15 protein-coding genes and 7 tRNA genes are annotated in these 16,944 nt (G+C 39.6%); 8 read left to right on the top strand and 14 right to left on the bottom strand.

Going from position 1 to position 16,944, the window contains the following annotated elements; all coding sequences use genetic code 11:
* Window positions 1-757 precede the first annotated feature (757 nt).
* Entirely contained in the window at window positions 758-2,017 is a 1,260-nt protein-coding gene (locus CQ839_RS03735; RefSeq protein ID WP_103666929.1) for an ABC exporter membrane fusion protein, read from the top strand.
* Between the two features lie 60 nt (window positions 2,018-2,077).
* Window positions 2,078-3,463, top strand: a complete 1,386-nt coding sequence (locus CQ839_RS03730) for an FtsX-like permease family protein (protein WP_103666928.1) — start codon at window positions 2,078-2,080, stop codon at window positions 3,461-3,463.
* 249 nt (window positions 3,464-3,712) lie between these two features.
* On the opposite strand, the gene CQ839_RS25015 is transcribed toward CQ839_RS03730, so the two are convergent.
* Window positions 3,713-3,994 carry a hypothetical protein gene (locus tag CQ839_RS25015; protein ID WP_181016086.1) on the bottom strand — a complete coding sequence of 94 codons (282 nt, stop codon included), beginning with the start codon at window positions 3,992-3,994 and terminating at the stop codon, window positions 3,713-3,715.
* A 52-nt stretch (window positions 3,995-4,046) separates the two neighbouring features.
* On the opposite strand from CQ839_RS25015, the gene CQ839_RS25010 reads away from it, so the two are divergent.
* Entirely contained in the window at window positions 4,047-4,259 is a 213-nt protein-coding gene (locus CQ839_RS25010; RefSeq protein WP_181016085.1) for a hypothetical protein, read from the top strand.
* Window positions 4,260-4,477: 218 nt separating this feature from the next.
* Here CQ839_RS25010 and CQ839_RS03720 read toward each other — a convergent pair whose 3' ends face one another.
* The 12 genes from CQ839_RS03720 to CQ839_RS03660 form a co-directional block, all read right to left on the bottom strand.
* The gene (locus tag CQ839_RS03720; protein WP_103666926.1) at window positions 4,478-5,698 is read right to left on the bottom strand and encodes a DUF4336 domain-containing protein; all 1,221 of its coding nucleotides are present in this window, start codon (window positions 5,696-5,698) and stop codon (window positions 4,478-4,480) included.
* Window positions 5,699-5,892: 194 nt separating this feature from the next.
* Window positions 5,893-5,964: transfer RNA gene (locus CQ839_RS03715), tRNA-Arg, on the bottom strand.
* Window positions 5,965-6,003: 39 nt separating this feature from the next.
* Window positions 6,004-6,474 carry a hypothetical protein gene (locus CQ839_RS03710; protein ID WP_103666925.1) on the bottom strand — a complete coding sequence of 157 codons (471 nt, stop codon included), beginning with the start codon at window positions 6,472-6,474 and terminating at the stop codon, window positions 6,004-6,006.
* 149 nt (window positions 6,475-6,623) lie between these two features.
* Window positions 6,624-6,696 (bottom strand) — tRNA-Thr (locus tag CQ839_RS03705).
* 51 nt (window positions 6,697-6,747) lie between these two features.
* Window positions 6,748-6,824 (bottom strand) — tRNA-Met (locus tag CQ839_RS03700).
* A 70-nt stretch (window positions 6,825-6,894) separates the two neighbouring features.
* Window positions 6,895-6,966: transfer RNA gene (locus CQ839_RS03695), tRNA-Pro, on the bottom strand.
* Between the two features lie 141 nt (window positions 6,967-7,107).
* A tRNA-Leu gene (locus CQ839_RS03690) sits at window positions 7,108-7,180 on the bottom strand.
* 8 nt (window positions 7,181-7,188) lie between these two features.
* Window positions 7,189-7,261, bottom strand: a tRNA-Asn gene (locus tag CQ839_RS03685).
* A gap of 74 nt (window positions 7,262-7,335) precedes the next feature.
* Window positions 7,336-7,409, bottom strand: a tRNA-Phe gene (locus CQ839_RS03680).
* Window positions 7,410-7,740: 331 nt separating this feature from the next.
* Window positions 7,741-8,127, bottom strand: a complete 387-nt coding sequence (locus CQ839_RS03670) for an alr0857 family protein (protein ID WP_103666923.1) — start codon at window positions 8,125-8,127, stop codon at window positions 7,741-7,743.
* A gap of 81 nt (window positions 8,128-8,208) precedes the next feature.
* Entirely contained in the window at window positions 8,209-8,742 is a 534-nt protein-coding gene (locus tag CQ839_RS03665; protein WP_103666972.1) for an HNH endonuclease, read from the bottom strand.
* 185 nt (window positions 8,743-8,927) lie between these two features.
* Window positions 8,928-9,227 carry a hypothetical protein gene (locus CQ839_RS03660; protein ID WP_103666922.1) on the bottom strand — a complete coding sequence of 100 codons (300 nt, stop codon included), beginning with the start codon at window positions 9,225-9,227 and terminating at the stop codon, window positions 8,928-8,930.
* A 92-nt stretch (window positions 9,228-9,319) separates the two neighbouring features.
* On the opposite strand from CQ839_RS03660, the gene CQ839_RS03655 reads away from it, so the two are divergent.
* Window positions 9,320-9,655, top strand: coding sequence for a hypothetical protein (locus CQ839_RS03655; protein WP_103666921.1), 336 nt, complete (start codon window positions 9,320-9,322; stop codon window positions 9,653-9,655).
* 360 nt (window positions 9,656-10,015) lie between these two features.
* Here CQ839_RS03655 and CQ839_RS03650 read toward each other — a convergent pair whose 3' ends face one another.
* A complete protein-coding gene (locus CQ839_RS03650) occupies window positions 10,016-10,219 on the bottom strand; it encodes a hypothetical protein (protein ID WP_103666920.1) in 204 nt (67 codons plus the stop codon).
* A 397-nt stretch (window positions 10,220-10,616) separates the two neighbouring features.
* Between CQ839_RS03650 and CQ839_RS03645 the strand changes: the two genes are divergently transcribed.
* The 4 genes from CQ839_RS03645 to CQ839_RS03630 are packed head-to-tail and all read left to right on the top strand — an operon-like array spanning window position 10,617 to window position 16,944.
* On the top strand, window positions 10,617-12,137 hold the full coding sequence (locus CQ839_RS03645; protein ID WP_146048688.1) for a sigma-70 family RNA polymerase sigma factor: 1,521 nt from the start codon (window positions 10,617-10,619) through the stop codon (window positions 12,135-12,137).
* A 47-nt stretch (window positions 12,138-12,184) separates the two neighbouring features.
* Window positions 12,185-13,666: a DUF1822 family protein gene (locus CQ839_RS03640; RefSeq protein WP_181016084.1), complete on the top strand. Its 1,482-nt coding sequence runs from the start codon at window positions 12,185-12,187 to the stop codon at window positions 13,664-13,666.
* A gap of 36 nt (window positions 13,667-13,702) precedes the next feature.
* Window positions 13,703-16,156 carry a CHASE2 domain-containing protein gene (locus CQ839_RS03635; protein WP_181016083.1) on the top strand — a complete coding sequence of 818 codons (2,454 nt, stop codon included), beginning with the start codon at window positions 13,703-13,705 and terminating at the stop codon, window positions 16,154-16,156.
* A gap of 47 nt (window positions 16,157-16,203) precedes the next feature.
* Entirely contained in the window at window positions 16,204-16,944 is a 741-nt protein-coding gene (locus CQ839_RS03630) for a DUF928 domain-containing protein (protein ID WP_103666916.1), read from the top strand.

Genomic DNA, 16,944 nt, shown 5'->3' with positions numbered 1-16,944 from the left:
AGGTTGGTTTGAGGCTTTCTTTAGTCAGTTTTAACTGACTTGAGCTTTGAGCCAAGAACTTTAGTTCTTGGTTGATTTGCGTAAGCCCTAAAATTTTTAAAGCTGCTGCTTTACAACACCGTCAAAAAGTTCATTGGTTCGGAAAGTAGAGCGTTGAAAAGAAACATGGATGTGTTAGCGAAGTTTCTCAGATTGTTCGTTCAGAGGCTGTGGCTGAAGAGATTCTAGGGATCATTCTTTTACTTCTTTTATTGGAAACAATTCCAGCAATGTCATAAGTTAAAAAGGAACTTCAAAAGAGTATTAATAAATTTTATATCTTCCTTGTTTTACTTTGATTGACTCTAGCTGGTTTGGACTTAGGCTATAGCAAACCAAGGTTTGAAAAGCAGAAGATAAGTGGCGGCGCTTCGCGCCGCCACTTATCTTCTGCTTTTGGTTTGTACTAGCTAACTCTTTTTTTGCTATATTTTTTGGAACTTAGGATATCAATATTTTAGTTGTGAGCGCGATCTGACGAGTCAAATAATCGCTAAGGTAATACCTACCGATCGCGGGTTACTTTTAGGGAATTTAGGCTTTTGGCGATCGCAAACATAAAAACTAAGAAGTAAGCCCTATTATGAAAAATTGTTAGATTGATTTTACTAAGTTAGCGCTAATGTAGGATGTCTGAGACATAGACAAACAGTTATAGCTTGTTAAACTGTTGGCTAGTTTTTTAATTTGGTTTGAATTACACAGAGGCAAGGAGCATATGCAGGTAGATAAACAGGCGGATAAACAGGTAGAAACGGCTACGGACATCAGTAACATATCGAGAGATACACCAAGCACCTCTGCCAGAAATAAAACTAGTACTATGAAAAATGCTCTGACCCCAAAACGCTCCAACAAATTTTTGATCCCTGCGATCGTACTTGCCCTAGCTGCAATGGGCGTGAGTATTTGGTTTGTAATCGGTCGTTTTAGCAGTAACCCCGCGTCTACACCTGCAACTAGTGCCAGCACCAAAGATCAACCAAAAGCCATCAGTGCATTAGGGCGCTTAGAGCCACAAGGCGAAGTCATCAAAGTTGCCTCACCTTCAGCACTGGGAACATCACGCATTGTGAAATTGATGGTCAAAGAAGGTGATACCGTCAAACAAGGTCAAGTGATTGCCATTCTCGATAGTTACGATCGCTCAGTAGCAGCATTACTACAAGCCCAAAGCCAAGCTCAAGAAAGCGATCGCAATCTTGCTAGAGTTCGCGCAGGCGCAAAAAGTGGTGATATTGTTGCCCAAGAAGGTAACGTCATGTCTGCCGCCGCCAATATCAAATCTTTAGAAGCCAATGCCTCCAGAATTAAAGCAGAATTGGAAATTGCAGGTAGAGATTACAATCGCTTTCTTGAAGTTTTCAAAGAAGGCGCAATTTCCCAGACCGTTCTTGATACTTATCGCCTCAAGGTTGAGACTTTGCAAGGTCAGTTTGTGCAAGCTCAGCAGCAAATTCAGCAAGCACAATTCCAGTTGCGTCAGTCTCAGGGATTACTCAGTAGCGTTAGAGAAGTCCGTCCCACTGACGTTCAGTTTGCCGAAGCTCAACTGCAAACTGCGATCGTCAATGTAAAAAAAGCAGAAGTTGATCTCGATCTAGCTCAAGTTCGTGCTCCGATTGATGGACAAGTTCTCAAAATCAACTCTAAAACTGGTGAAGTTGTCAGCCAGACAAATGGAGTCATGGATCTTGGCAATACCAGTCAGATGTACGTAGTTGCGGAAATCTATGAGACTGATATCGGCAAAATCAAGGTTGGGCAGACTGCCACGATTGAGAGTGAAGCTTTTGAGGGAAACATCACTGGTAAAGTCGATCGCATTGGTTTGCGGATTGCCAAAAATGATGTTCTCGGAACTGACCCAGCCGCCAAGACTGATGTGCGGATTATCGAAGTCAAGATTAAGTTAGATGACAGTAAAAAAGTCTCAGGGCTTACTAATTTACAAGTCAGAGTCAAGATTGAAAGTTAATGAGAGCGCTTTGCTCTCTTATTAACTTTCAACTATTTTTTTTAATCGCTAGATGAATTTATGATTTTTGCCGTACCTCTTGCTTGGCTACAACTTACTTACGAAAAAAGCCGACTACTAGTTGCGATCGCAGGGATTACTTTTGCGGTGGTCTTAATGTTTTTGCAATTAGGATTCCGTGATGCTCTATTTAACAGCGCGATTCGACTACAAAGTAATTTGGTGGGCGACTTAGTGCTTATTAGCCCTCAATCCACTAACCTAGTGGGGATGCGAAACTTCTCTCAGCGTCGCTTATATCAAGCTTTAGGCATGAAAGAAGTCGCTTCAGTAAACCCTCTTTACATTGGTATTGGTGCTTGGAAAATCAAAGAAGACCCTGCGGGACAGACTCGCAACATTCTAGTGTTAGGGGCAAATCCTGATGCTAAGGTCTTTAAGATGCCTGGTTCCATATCAAACATTGATCGCGTTAAAACTCAAGATGTAGTTCTATTTGATCGTGCCTCTCGTGCCGAGTTCGGTCCAATTGTTAGTGAATGTGGCACTTTAGCCTTAAAAGCCCAATTTAATGATGAAGCTTTTGTTTGCAATAAATTGGTCAGTCGTGAAGTTGCTAATCGAAAACTAACTGTTGGTGGATTATTTGAGCTAGGAGCATCTTTTGCCGCAGATGGTTCGATGATTACTAGTGATACAAATTTCCTAAGAATTTTTGATAATCGACGTGCGGGATTAATTAATGTTGGATTGATTAACCTAAAGCCTGATGCATCTCCCTATGAAGCGATGCGAAACTTTATTCTTAGCCAGACAAGCGATAAGGTAATTTTGCCGCGTGAAAAATTACAACCCGACGGCAAACGAATTCGGAGTTTATATCAAGAAAAGATTGGTGCAGATGGAAAAATCACTCTTGAAGAAGATAAGAATAAAGTAGTGATATCCAAGTCTGATTTGACGGTTGAAGATCTCAAAAAAACTGAGGATGCGGCGATCGATGATACAAGAATCTTGACGATACAAGGCTATATTGACTTTGAGAAAGGCTATTGGCAAAAAAGCACTGCGATCGGCTTTATTTTTACTCTTGGAACCGTGATGGGTTTCATCGTAGGAATTGTGATTGTCTATCAGATTCTTTATACTGATGTTTCCGATCACCTTGCGGAATATGCCACTCTCAAAGCTATGGGTTATGGGAATCTATACTTGGCTCAAATTGTAATTCAAGAAGCTTTTGCATTATCGATTTTAGGCTTTATTCCAGGATTAGGAATTTCTTTCTTTCTGTATAACCTCACCAAAAATGCGACTTTGTTACCATTATATATTTGGGACAAAGCAATCCCAGTCATGATCTTAACGATAGTGATGTGTGTAATCTCTGGAGCAATATCCCTACGCAAAGTCCAATCGGCTGATCCTGCGGAAATCTTCGGATAGATCGATATGGATTTTAAATGGAATGGATTCACAATCAACGATCCTGTCAGTTGAGAATAATGATGAGCTTGTAGCTATTGCTCAAGATCTCTTAGGCCTAAACTAATTAGGGCTTACACAAACCCCAATTAGTTTAGATAATTGTGATGCGAGATTCGCTTACGCCACAATTGCCTGACGAGTATGTCCTAATAAATAGCTAATAGCAAAAAGCTAACTTTAATCTATAATTTCGATTATTAATATAAGTTAGTCATCTAAGGAAAACTTCATGAAAAAATATTTTTTGTGTAATCTTGCGATCGCAGCCAGTTTTTCGGTTGCTGCCGTTTCCTGTACTCCCAGCACCCCAGCACCAAACGACAAACCAGCAGCTACAGCTACTACTAGCCCAACTGCCGCAGCATCACCTACTGCGTCACCTACTGTTGCCTCAACTCCTTCTCCTTCGCCTACAGCAACAGCAACAGCAACAGCAACTGCTAAACCTACTGCTACAGAGGCTCCAAGTGCCGAAAAACCTTCTGACACTGTAAGAATTTCCGTTGTGAACAACAGTGGAAAAGTCTTGAAAGCTATCTATATGTCTGCACCTAAAAAAGCAGATTGGGGTGAGAACGAGCTAGATGACCCGATTAAAGATCGCGAAAAAGCTGATTTTGAGTGGAAGCGCTCTGATTATAAAGGTGATGATGCTGGATGTATTTTCGATATTAGAGCTGAATATGATGACGGAAAATTTGCCGAGCTAGATCCGATTGATGTTTGTAAAACACCTGCGATTAACTTGAAATAAAAAATTTCACTTTACAACAAACTTCTTAAAATAGTTGCTTTGCAATAATTTTAAGAAGTTTGTTGGTTTTGGATTGATATAAAAACACTGTAAGCCCACCCCTAACAACAATTCACAAAAGTGTGATCACACTTTTGTGAATTAAAAACCAAACCCAGTAAAGGTTTTAAAATCACAAAATGGCTAAGCCATTTTGTGATTTGACATCACTGATGCTATTAGATTTTATCCTTTGCTGCTCTTATAATACGATTACCTTGCAAAATGTTATTGATTTGATTGAGAACTTCAAAATCTTCTTCAGGAAGGTTGGCCGTTGATAGAGGATGAGGATTCTTTTCTAAAAAGCTAAATGCGTGACGAAATTCTTTGGCTGTAGCTGTGATCGCATTGTCAAAGTGGCAAGGAACAATCCGCACAAAATTCCAGCTAGCAACCTTATCTGCCCATGCAATTACCGTTTGCGGATCGCGATTGAGAATGAGAGTCTGCAAGATTGGCGCGACGAAAATACGTCCATTGCCGCGTAGAGATTCAAAGGATTGATCCCAGTTATATTTCCAGCGAAAAGGGTATAGACCGAACAAGGCTTTGCGAGATCGCTCTGGCGCTTTAGTAATATCTAGTAAAGCTTGAAAAAAGGAAGCGGTTTCCAAAACTTGGGGACGGAAATAGAATAGAAATAAAGCCGTTCTTTGCCAACCACGAACTCGATTTACTTCTGTATCGACAATGGGTTCATCCGCACCATCTCTAGCATGAAAGAGCAATGGATAGGGATCGATTTGCAAAATTTCTGGTGGCTTTTCGGGAACAGAAACAATCGTGTCCGTAACTAAAAGAGTCTGCGATCGCTTATCAAATAGTGCTACCTCCGCAAATTTCCCTAATCCCAATTCAATCGAACCCAGAATCGCATAGTCAAACTGATCGGCAAAGGGAACCTTCGAGCTATCCTCAGGTAACAGCGATGTGCGTCCCCAAGGCATTCCTAACCAACTGAGCGGCAAATTGAATGGGAAACTCCATTGGTGCGGCGAGACATAAACGTGAGCCTTGGGAAATTGCCGTGCAAAAGGCCCTACAAATACCTTATGCTCAATTCCTGACACTGTAGGCAAAATAATATATTTGACATCTCCATGCTCAGCAACCAGTTCATTAACGAGGCGAATACATTCGAGAGTCGGGGCAACAGGTGCATATACTAGCAATCCCCCAGCCGCTAGTTTTACTACCGTCATTCTGATCGGTACGACTACATAAAAAATTCCCTGAATCTGCTCGAAAGTCCAGATCGCATCCTTGACAATTTCTTTGCGAATAGTGCGTCGCTGACCATAGGGATAAAGCGGCACGACCTGCCAAAATTTCCACGACCAGTCCTTTGGGCTACTTGGCTCATGCTCAGACTTGTGATGTGTTGCTTGGGCAGTCATTAACCTGATTCTCAGTACGCATACTATTTACAGTGCAAATATCATAATGCGATCGCTATCACCAATCAAACTTTCATTAAATAATCGCATATTTTATGTGAGCTGTAAGTACATCAGTTTAATAAAACCAAAAGAAGCCTGATTTGCCCGCGAAGCGGGCAAATCAGGCTTCTTTTGGTTTTTAGCTGTCAAAACAGGAATGGTAGGACTCGAACCTACACAGATCGATTTAGAAGATCGATGCCCTTCCATTAGGCGACATTCCCAAATAAAAATAGAGAGTGGGCTTTGCCCACTCTCTATTTTTAAAGCAATCGCTTTGCTTCACATAGCAGTCCTGTTTCAGGATGAACATAAAATTCGTCATACCTTCTACCAAAACAGCCATCACCAAGGTGGCGAGGTTGATATGGTTTACGGCAAGGTTTGCCATCAACGATTTCGACATATCGTTCCACATACTGCCAGAGATGCGTAACCACATGCTGTCCAGTCACAGTTCTTTGGTCTAGGCGATCGCATAATTTGCTATAAACCAGATCCCAAGGTTGACCAACATGCGATCGCAAAAATCGCCGTAATGGAGCCAGATGATCTGAGAAATATTTGGTTTTCTGTCTCACTTTAATTAAGTAGGGACTGAGTAAACCATCTTCGCTAGCTTCAAGGGTTAAGCGATCGAGTTTCTTTCGCACACCTTTTAATCTGCGAGAACTTTGTCTCATGCCACCACGCGGACGTTCGATCACAATTTCTTCTAAGCGATGTTCACTCATAATCTCAAATATTTAATAACGGAATTCTGAAAGCTGATGATGTAGTAAAGAAATTTCAGTGAATGGGATAAGTAAAAATGCAACATGATCGTTCTCCTGAATTAGTAGGCAATAGATTTCTCCGTAGGAGAAATCTATTGCGGGTTTTAAGCTGATGACAGGAATTGAACCTGTAACATTCTGTTTACAAGACAGATGCTCTGCCAGTTGAGCTACACCAGCAAAAGTATTTTTAGATTCATCGTGCAAAGCACGATAAATTTAAGTGATATTTGGTTGCAGAGGCAGGAGTTGAACCTGCCGATTTTGAGGTTATGAGTCTCAAGAGCCTCCCTTGCTCCATCCCTGCATGATTTTCCAATTCAAAAAAAACTTACTTCGCAAATTTTTCTTGAATTGTTCTCAGCGCTTAGCGCTGTATCCAAGTGATAGGGATTGAACCTATGACCTTCTGCTCCCAAAGCAGCCGCGCTACCTCTGCGCCACACCTGGTAATACTAGTTTTGAAAATGGCAAAGCCATTTTCAAAACTCACAAATTTTACTGGATATGATTTCCAATTGCTTGATGTAGTTAAATCAAGCAATTGTTATAAAGAGAATAGAAGTATTGATTTGCAATACTTCTATTCAATACTCCTGAGAGGATTTGAACCTCCAACGCTTCGGATCTAAGCCGAACGCCTCTTCCATTGGGCTACAGGAGCAAAAACAACTGCCTTGGTAGGGATTGAACCTACGACCTCTCGCTTAACAGGCGATCGCTACTACCACTGAGCTACAAGGCAATAATCCCAGTTTTAAAAATGGCAAAGCCATTTTTAAAACTTCAAAATCTTACTGGGTAATGATTTGGGATAAGCCCCTTAGGTCAGAATTGAACTGACGACCTCCTGTTCTTCAGACAGGCGCTACTACCAACTGAGCTACTAAGAGTAATGTTTTTACAGTTTTGAACTTGTGATGATTATTTAGTTGTCAAGTTTCGGAGGCTTGTGTAATTGCCTTGTAGTATATTTGTAGTATATGTACTACAAAGTTGTCAAGCGGTTTCTCAAAATAAATCTGATTCTCTTTGAAAAGTTCTTACAGAAATTCTTGATCGAACGAACTACAAGAAAATTTTGAAAAGCGTTGCTTCGCAACGCTTTTCAAAATTTTCTTGGTTTGGGTTTGAGCGCAAAGCGCTGTCAGCGCAGAGAATTCAATATCTTTTCAAGAAAGATGACATGTATTACCAGTGCTATACATGTCATCTTTCTGTATGTCAATTTGCGAATGTCAAAGTGGACTCGCTGATCTTCCAGAGCTTGTGCAAATAGCACTCAACGCGATCGCCTAATGCAGTTACAAGAGTTCCTTCTTCGGCGCGAAGATCGCTAGAAATCCAAGTGCCACTAAAGCAAACCTCAACATAGCAATCGTCAACTCTATCTACACTAAGCTTATTAGAGAGACAATCAGACATTACGGACTTTAATAACAACAAATCAACAACATCCGCAGTTAGTAGAAATGCTGCTCGACTGGATTCGACATGGATTGACAAGCCAGAGCGCAAACTGAGTAAAACTCGATTTGAGACAAACTCCTCTAAAGAGATATCTAATCTCTCTAAATACAGCCCTGCATCAGTGTAAGTGAGTTTCAACATTGTGATTGATTCTCCAGAATCTTAAAATAGGGGGCGAGTTTCAAGCTGTCTAAGGCAACTTAAAACTCGCTATATGGATCGCTATCCACTGTTTATTTCTTGTTGCGATCGCCAGAATTGTTCGGCAAAGGCAACGGTAGGATGCATCGGGGCTTTGGGCTTAGTCCGCAAAGTCATATTGGCTTCGTGAGGCGTGCGATTTCCCTTACGGTTATTGCAAGGTTCACAAGCAATGACGACATTTTCCCAAGTGTTCAATCCACCCTTAGCGCGGGGAATGACGTGATCGAGCGTCAGCTTTTTGGTACTGCCACAATATTGGCAAGTGTGATTGTCACGACGCAAAATTTCTCTACGGGCAACGGGTGGAACTCTCCAAAACCGTTCTGATTTAGTCAGAGTCAGACGGATATGTTCTGGCACTTGCAGGACGAGTTTAGGAGAAACAACTTGCCAAGTTTGTTGGCTCATTAGTTCCAAAGGTTCGGCACGACCTGTGACTAGCAAAGCGATCGCCCGTTTGATATTGATACGGCTCACTGGTAGATAGTTTTGCGAAAACACGACTACCGATTGCCTCAATACTTCTGGTTCATATTGGTTGATAGATTGCACTGGATTCTCCTCACGATATAGCTGGTTTCTTTTTTCATACAAAAAAAAAGAAACCTCAAAACCCTTACTAGGATTGATTTTGGGTTTTCTAATGAGTATGTACTCATTGGAAAACCGTTATAAAAAAATGCCCCCGCTTTCTCAGGTGTGAAAGCGGGGGCGAAAGACTTGATATTGTCTAATCGTTATGTGGGTATGGCGATATGCCGATACCTCCCGCTTGGGTATGTCTCTGGATTAATTGCACTAATAAATCTGCCGATGCTGGTTAGAGCATCTCTCCGCGAGCCTTGTTTTGTTGAATGTTCGGGAGATTCTAAGTTCCCACGATCGCCAGAAATATCACCAGAAATATCGCCACAAATCCCAATCGCATCTTGGCTCCCAATGGTCATCGCAAAACCAGATATTGCCAAGGAATTGGCTCGCTGCCAAACTTGGGGATATCCGATCTGATGCTGACCGATGGGCAAATAGGATTTCATGGGAATGTACTTGGAATTTTTGAGATATTCATACTACACTTGTAGTATAAACATAGATATCTAAGTTTGTAAACTAACTAGGAGAAATATTTATGCAGACACTACATCAAAGCCCTGCGACCACCGAGATGGAAGTTACCAGTATTCGTCTAGAGCGCGAATTGAAGGAAAAGCTCAAGGAATTAGCTGGAGGGCAAGGCTATCAGGCTCTTATCCGAGGTGTTTTGTGGGATTACATTGATACTAGGCAACCGTCACCGACACAAAAGCGGATCTCCCCAGAACAAATTCGCGCCAGTGTCACAGCTACAGCTCAGAGAAATGAGTCTTGCGCCCTCACTGGTATATCGATCCGATCGCAAGAGTCCATGTTTTTAGGCTTGACCACCAATGGTGATTGGGTTCCTCTCAGTGTGGGTAGTTTCTAGTTGTCTAGTTTGAACTAATAGCAAGCGATTACTTCTAGCAATTTAAACCCACAAGAGAATGGCGGCGCTTTGCGCCGCCATTCTCTTGTGAGAGCGGAATGTGGGTAATAAGAAAGTTCCTTTAAACATGAGGAAGACCTTGATTGTTCCTATTCTGTAAAGCTTAGGAAGCAGATTCACTGAACGAGAATATTTTTCGTTCAGTGAATCTGCTCCGTTTACATACACCTATTTCTTCTGAAGAAGTCTTTTTTTATGCAGCGATCGCGAAAAATTGGAATTATTTTTTACATACCCTGTGGATTAATACCAAAAAGGAAAGACTGCAATGCTTACAGCCTATCCTCTGGTTTTACTAATTTAGCGAAAGCCCTCAATAATTACGAGGACTAAAACTAGGCAAATCACGACAAACATAGTTCGCCATAAACTAATCAAAAATGTGGGTAGAATCGCTAACACGATCGCATAGCCACCAAAAATCGTCGGTAAGATCAGTGCTATCGCTAGTCCTGCGATCGCAAACATCAGAAACTTAAGTAAATGAGGGATAAAACGCAACATAGACATAACGACTCCACAGATTGTCTGTTTCGATCCTTACAAGGTATATATTCTGGGAGGTTAAGACTTTATTGCATTTTGGCTAAGATTGAGCTCCCCGACTTTTTCTGTGCTTAGCAAAACTAATCCACAAGTGCACAGAAAAAGTCTGGGATTTGGGCATTTACACTAGAGACAATTTATTGTGGTTATCCTGCATAAAAGTTGATCGCTGATCAGAATATATAAATATGTATAAGAAACCATTTAAGAATTACTTTCTGCGGTCAAAAGCTCTAAGAGATCCCCCTCAATCCCCCTTAAAAAGGGGGAAGAATTTAATTCTCCCCCCTTTTTAAGGGGGGCTGGGGGGGATCTAGACAATTCTTAAATGGTTTCTAAGATCTAGTGGGATCGCATGGCAGCTAAAATATTAGTGATATGCTGCAATCGTTACAGTCAGCCATTTTTGAGTAGGGAAAGCAACATGAGCTTAAAGCGGCAAAAATTACGGGACAAATTTTCAACTTTTCTTCGTATCCAAGCTGCACAAGCACATGATTATGTTTGGATAGTAGATGTAAAGCTTCGCCGCAGTATTGATGCAGTGCTTACTTTGGAGAAATACTCTGATGCTATTGAAGAAGAGATAGTTCGCTCCTTTCTAACAAGCCTACGCAATCCAGACCAGCGCATTGTTCAAATAAGTCGATCACATCTAGTTGCTTATTTGCAAGAAACTTGTTTTTTCGTCAGCCAAAAACTATGTATTAACATGGGAAAAAAGGATGCTCTGAGAGATGCGTTTGGTTTTGCTAACGAAACGATTTGCAGATTAGGATTTTTGGAAAACTATACGCCCACAAAAAAAGCTAAGCTTAGCACCTATGCAGGTAGAGCTATCAGGAATAAATTACTCGACTTGTTAACTAGTTCAGACGGAAGGAGTGATTGGGGGGAATTTTATCATTTATCTACAAAAGAGTTAAAAGAGAATCTACTTTTAATAAACTTTCCATCTCGCAGGAATGAGGAAGACTATGTTTACATTCATAAATTTTATAAACAGATTTGCCTACCATCAGGTACCAATGAGACAAGAACAGAGCCAACTAGCGAGCATCTACAGTCAATCTGTGACCTATATAACAGTACTGTCTCTAAAACCAAAGAAAATTTTGTAGCAATCGTTCCTAAAGTTGTGTTAGCGATTATGGAACAATGTATAAAATCTATTCGCAATACAGAACAAAACCTAGGCAATCTAGCTAGTTTAGATCAACCAGTTAAAGGTGGTAATTATGATGATGAAAGCAGTATATTGATGGATAAAATTTCAGAGCATTCAGATTCAAGTGATGATGGGGAATCTGAGCTATCGGAACTGGAGCGATTACAATCAGAACTAGTAAATATCGTTGACCAAGAAATTACATCTTTAAATACAGAGCAAGAATTAATTTTTATCCTACTCTATGGCTTTGGTTGCAAGACAATCAAAACTGGCAAAATTCTCGGTGTCAATCAAGGAACAATTTCAAGGCATCATCGGGAGAAATTCTACAACCCGATTTTTGATAAATGCGCAAACTTCTGTAAGCAACAAGTAAATAGTTTATGTATAAGTGATCCTGAGTGGGGCGAAACGCTGAAAGAGTGGCTAAAAAAATCCCTTAATTCATCCTGTAGATTTAGGCTTTTTGGTCTATTAGATGCACTGGTTAAATCTCATTTGCAGAACGAAGAGCAATTATTGCATCAATTCCAAAATTCAACAGAATGGATAATAGCAATGGGAGAAACGCCAATCAGCATAACTGTAGGTTTAGTGGTTAATTATATTCGGCGAGAGTTTAAAGTTAATCAATCTTGTGAACCTATAATTCCTGAAATCACTGAATTCATTATAGCTTGGTTACATGATCGCCCTACCAACTAACCCCTAATTTTCTATTTAATCCTATCTAAACAAACATGAGGTATACAATGTTAATTCTAAAAATTGAGACTGAACTTGAATCTATTCTCGAAGACCAGATATGTTTGCAAATTCCTAAAGAATCGCAAACAGAAATTCGGAAAAAATTACAAGGTTATTCTTATCCTGCGGCAGAATGGATGGCTTATCTCAATCGCTTGAGTTTAGAGCATATAATTCCATACTTTAAACAAATCTATGGCTGTGATATAGAGTTAGCTGCAATTCCGAAAAAGCCCGATAGCGTCTGGGAATATGTGACAGGTTTTGCTCTGACTATCGACAAGAAACGAGTAATTGTGATTCCTGATGAAACTGATAGTGATGAGTTTTCGATACCTTATGAATGGGTTGATATTCCTGAATGGGCTGGGGAATATTATCTAGCGGTGCAGATTCGTCCTGATAGTGGTTGGTTGCGAGTATTTGGATTTACTACACATCAGCAGATTAAACAAAAGGCTGAGTACGATCGCATTATGCGTACTTACATTTTGCCACAAGAGCAAATTATTGATGATATTGAGTTTTTATTAACATCTTTAGCGATCGCCTCTAACCAAAAAGTAGATGTCCCTGCTCTCACTGCGATCGGTCAAACTCAACAAAATCAATATCTGACTGCACTCAAACAGCCTAAGCTATATTCTCCTCGTCTTGATCTATCAGCAGAGCATTGGACAACATTCCTGAGCGATGATGATTTGCGAGAAACCCTATGGCAGTCAAGAATGCCAATGCCAGTAAAATCGTCATTGCAGGAAGTAATCCGACGAGGAGTAATTTCACTCAGTAATTTGCTTGAAAAATCGAAGATATATGGTTGTGATTTTATTGACGAATTGATGAAAACGCCTGAAGAAATAGAAGCTTTTTTTGAATCTTTGCAACAAAATCAATATGCAACAGGCTTTAGGAGTCCAGCTACACTGACTAGAAAAAAAGAGCCATCTGTATTCAGAACGCGCACAGTACCATACTTAATTTCATTAATCCAGACTGATAATGAAACTGCAACGCGAATTGAGTCCTTGAAACTTCTAGGCAAAATCGGTCAACAGGATCAAGATGCGATCGCATATTTGAGTTCTCTGCAAAGTGACTTAAGCGAGGAGCTCCAAATTCAACGTGAAGCTGCAATTTGTCTTGGCAAGATTGATCCATGCCATCCGCAAGCTGGGATTCGGCGAGTGCAACTAATCGATCTTACATATCGAATTGGGACGATTAAGCTATCTTTAGAAGTAACAATCATGCCAGTGCAGAAAGATAAAGCTCATGTGCATTTTTACCTAACTGCACCACAAGAGAAAGTTTTGCCAGCTAATCTCAAATTTGAAGCGATCGATAGTGATGGGGATATTATATTTAGCATTCAAGAGCAAAATAAGGACTTTTATCAAGGGAGTTTTATCGAAGAATATGGTGGTTATTTTCAGACTAAAATCAGTCTAGATGATGCGATCGCAAAGTCAGAATTTACAGTCTAGAGGAAAGCCATGCAAACGACAAAACGAGACGCACTTTTGCAAGCAATCAAAACTTGGCTTTTCCCACCTCAGCCAAAGCCACAAGTATTTTTAAATTTGTTAACCACTGACAATCTGCGATCTCCCCAAGCGATAAAAGCTTCATTGCAAGTTAATCGCGCTGAAATAGCTGCATCAAGTGCGAAGATCACTAAGGAATTGACCAATGATTTTGCTGCATGGAGAGAAAACTATCCTGTTTATGCAGTGAAGTTACAGAATGATGCTGTGAACGAAGAGGTAGATATAGAAAATGAGAAGAATTTTAGAAAGCCACAACCGACTATTGATGAAGAAACTAGTGGTTTAAAAGGAGAATTTTCAATTGAAGATGCTGCTGAGAGAGTTGAGCGCAGCATAAATGCTTTGTTTAATAGCGAAGAGTTTAGAGAAATTCGCGATCAAATTATTAAACTACTACCTCCAAAAGGTCAGCATCAGCCTGATGTCTATATTCGATATGATGATCCGCATTTAGCTGAATTACCTTTGCACCTATGGAATGAATTTCAAGATCGAGATATTGAACCAGTATTTAGTAGTAAAGAAACTAAGCCCCAAAAATTTTCTGACAAGAAAAAACATAAGCCTAGAATCTTGCTAATTTTAGGGGATTTCATTGATATTAAGAATGACAATGAAAAACTAAATTGGCAAAAAGAATATTCTAACGCTGATATTAAGGTGTTAGAGCTATTGAATGAGAAGGGGATTAATAATGCTCTGTTAAAGGAAAAATGGGATGTTTTATACTTTGGTGGGCATAGCACTACAGAATATGGTAAGGGGATTCTCTATCTCAAAGATGGTAAGCGCATTGTTTTAGATGACTTTCAAAGGAGTTTGACAACAGCGGCTCAAAATGGCTTACAGTTGGTAATCCTCAACTCATGCAATAGTCTTGGGGCGGCTCATGCTTTGCAATCTGCTGGTGTGCCGATGGTAGTTGCCACAAGACATTTAATTCACAACAGTATTGCGCCAGAATTCCTAGAGTATTTTTTAGATTCCTATCTCAATATTGGTCAATCGCTTAAGGATGCAGTTGGACATGCCAGATATCTGCTGAAATCACAACATCCTGAGTTTCCCTGTGCGAGTTGGTTGCCTGTTGTCTTTCAGTCTCCCAGTTTTGCTATGCAGCCTAAACCATCACCATTAATTGCGATCGTTGCTGCTAGTCTTACAACTATTCTAGTAGCAGTAATTCATATTTCAGGAGGATTTCAAGGAGCAGAATTAAGTCTATATGACACAATGATGGGTTTTCGCAATCCCCAAGAACTTGATCGACGAATTGTGGTAGTTAGAGTTACTCCATCTGATCAAGAAATGCAGATTAATGAAGGTCGGCAACTAGATCATGAATCTATTAGTGATAAAGATTTGGTGCGACTATTAGAACGTCTAGATCAAGAAATGCCTAAAGTTATCGGTATGACGTTTAAAAGACCAAATCTTAGGGGAGATACCACTGAAAATAGAAAACTTGTAGAAAGAATACTAAGTGATAAAAATCCTACTTTAGTTTTACATTGTTCTACAGGAGATGACCTTGAGAGAGGCTATTTCCCTGAACCTATGAAACCTAGAAGTATTAGTATTACTAGCAAACTAGGAGATCCTCGGATTGGCTTTTCAAACTCTTTGCCTGACTTAGAATATTCAAGTAAGGACAGAAGATTAATGCTCATACAAAAAACTCCAAAGGATGATTGTGGCAGCCTAGCGAGGTTATCATTTTCTCTGAGAGTTGTTATGCAGTTTTTAGGTGAAGCTAATGAAGCGCAAGTTAAATTTATTCAGGATAAAGAGCAAATAATTTTAAAATACAAAAACTTTGAAGTTGCTGGTATTGTTGAAAAACAAGGGGGATATCAAATTGATCCCTCACTTGATCCAGATCCTGAAGCTCAATCATTTCCCAAAAAATTATCAATACTTTTTAACCATAAAAACTATAAGTCAGGGAAGATAAAAGTATTGAATTTTGCCCTAGATGATGTTTTATCTGGAAGAAACTCATCATTGAAAGACAGGATAGTATTGATAGGAGGGTTTGGAGAAGATAGCATCAGCATAAATAACCTTGATTATCAAGCCCTAGCCGTCGATTACTTACTAAGAATATTTGAGGGGGAGGCTATATTAACAGGAGTAATCAACAATATTTCTTTCTGTCTCTACTTTGTAAGTATACTAACTATTTCCTTGATATTCGTACAAATACATGTAAATAGTAATTCAAAACAATTTATAATGATATTTACAACTTTTGCTCTGTATTCGTTTATAGTTTTACTCATATACATGCTTTTCTTATTGAAAATGTCATTGTGGATACCTATAATTCCTATTTTAATTGGCTCAACAGCTTCTTGCTTAGTTTTATCTTTTGTTTGTTTTACATTTTTCACGAAAACAGAAAATAGTTTGACTAAAATATATTGATAAACAGAGAATCCAAACTATTTTTTTATTAAAGTCACTCCATTAATATGATTAGTTCTAGATTACTGGCATTAATTTCGATTTCCCCCATTTTCATCTTAGGTTTGATTTCTCCTGTTCAAGCGAATGACATCCCAGAATCAAAACCTCCAAAGAGATCTCCGTCAAGGGCTACAAGAGGTGACTGCCTAGTAGTTCCATTATTGCCTAGTGGTTCTAACGCCTCGGAGACGCGCTCAGAAAATCCTATAATTTGGTTGTATGTAAGACCTTCAACAAAAGCAAGTACAAATCAGTTAACGGTTCATTCAATTAGAGAACCGTTAGATCAAGCAAAGATAATTTCGCTTGATGACAAAGGAAATCCTAGAATGAATCCAATGTTCATTTCAATTTCTTTGCCAGTTGGGCAACAAAAATTGATTGAGAATCAGAATTATACATTTACCTTGAAATGTAATGGTGATGGAAACGCAATCGCTGTAAATATCAAACTGGTATCGAGAAATAATCTAAGAATGGCTGATTTAGATCTTGGGAAACAAGTTTCAAATCTTACTAAGTCAGGATTATGGTCTGAGGCAACTAATTTATTTATGGCTACGCCAAGCAAATTAGTATGTGGCAAAATTGACTCCAGCAATAGGTTGTTTGAAGAAAATATGACTAACCTATTTAATAAAGTTATGCGTCCCCAAAATCCTAAGACGTTTGAGCCGTTGGAGTTGGATATCCAAAGAAATATATTCTTGACTTATCGTAATAGAATTAAACAGACGTGTAAGTAA

It is taken from the genome of Pseudanabaena sp. BC1403, from assembly GCF_002914585.1.
In the GTDB taxonomy this organism is placed as follows: domain Bacteria; phylum Cyanobacteriota; class Cyanobacteriia; order Pseudanabaenales; family Pseudanabaenaceae; genus Pseudanabaena.
The sequence above is the reverse complement of the archived record's forward strand: the minus strand, read 5'-3'. Positions and strand labels throughout refer to the sequence as shown.

What these genes read in the sequence shown, in the direction of transcription:
- CQ839_RS03735 (WP_103666929.1), top strand. Translation starts at nt 758, where the DNA reads ATGCAGGTAGATAAACAGGCGGATAAACAGGTAGAAACGGCTACGGAC.
- CQ839_RS03730 (WP_103666928.1), top strand. Translation starts at nt 2,078, where the DNA reads ATGATTTTTGCCGTACCTCTTGCTTGGCTACAACTTACTTACGAAAAA.
- CQ839_RS25010 (WP_181016085.1), top strand. Translation starts at nt 4,047, where the DNA reads ATGTCTGCACCTAAAAAAGCAGATTGGGGTGAGAACGAGCTAGATGAC.
- CQ839_RS03720 (WP_103666926.1), bottom strand. Translation starts at nt 5,698, where the DNA reads ATGACTGCCCAAGCAACACATCACAAGTCTGAGCATGAGCCAAGTAGC.
- CQ839_RS03710 (WP_103666925.1), bottom strand. Translation starts at nt 6,474, where the DNA reads ATGAGTGAACATCGCTTAGAAGAAATTGTGATCGAACGTCCGCGTGGT.
- CQ839_RS03670 (WP_103666923.1), bottom strand. Translation starts at nt 8,127, where the DNA reads ATGTTGAAACTCACTTACACTGATGCAGGGCTGTATTTAGAGAGATTA.
- CQ839_RS03660 (WP_103666922.1), bottom strand. Translation starts at nt 9,227, where the DNA reads ATGAAATCCTATTTGCCCATCGGTCAGCATCAGATCGGATATCCCCAA.
- CQ839_RS03655 (WP_103666921.1), top strand. Translation starts at nt 9,320, where the DNA reads ATGCAGACACTACATCAAAGCCCTGCGACCACCGAGATGGAAGTTACC.
- CQ839_RS03650 (WP_103666920.1), bottom strand. Translation starts at nt 10,219, where the DNA reads ATGTTGCGTTTTATCCCTCATTTACTTAAGTTTCTGATGTTTGCGATC.
- CQ839_RS03645 (WP_146048688.1), top strand. Translation starts at nt 10,617, where the DNA reads ATGGCAGCTAAAATATTAGTGATATGCTGCAATCGTTACAGTCAGCCA.
- CQ839_RS03640 (WP_181016084.1), top strand. Translation starts at nt 12,185, where the DNA reads ATGTTAATTCTAAAAATTGAGACTGAACTTGAATCTATTCTCGAAGAC.
- CQ839_RS03630 (WP_103666916.1), top strand. Translation starts at nt 16,204, where the DNA reads ATGATTAGTTCTAGATTACTGGCATTAATTTCGATTTCCCCCATTTTC.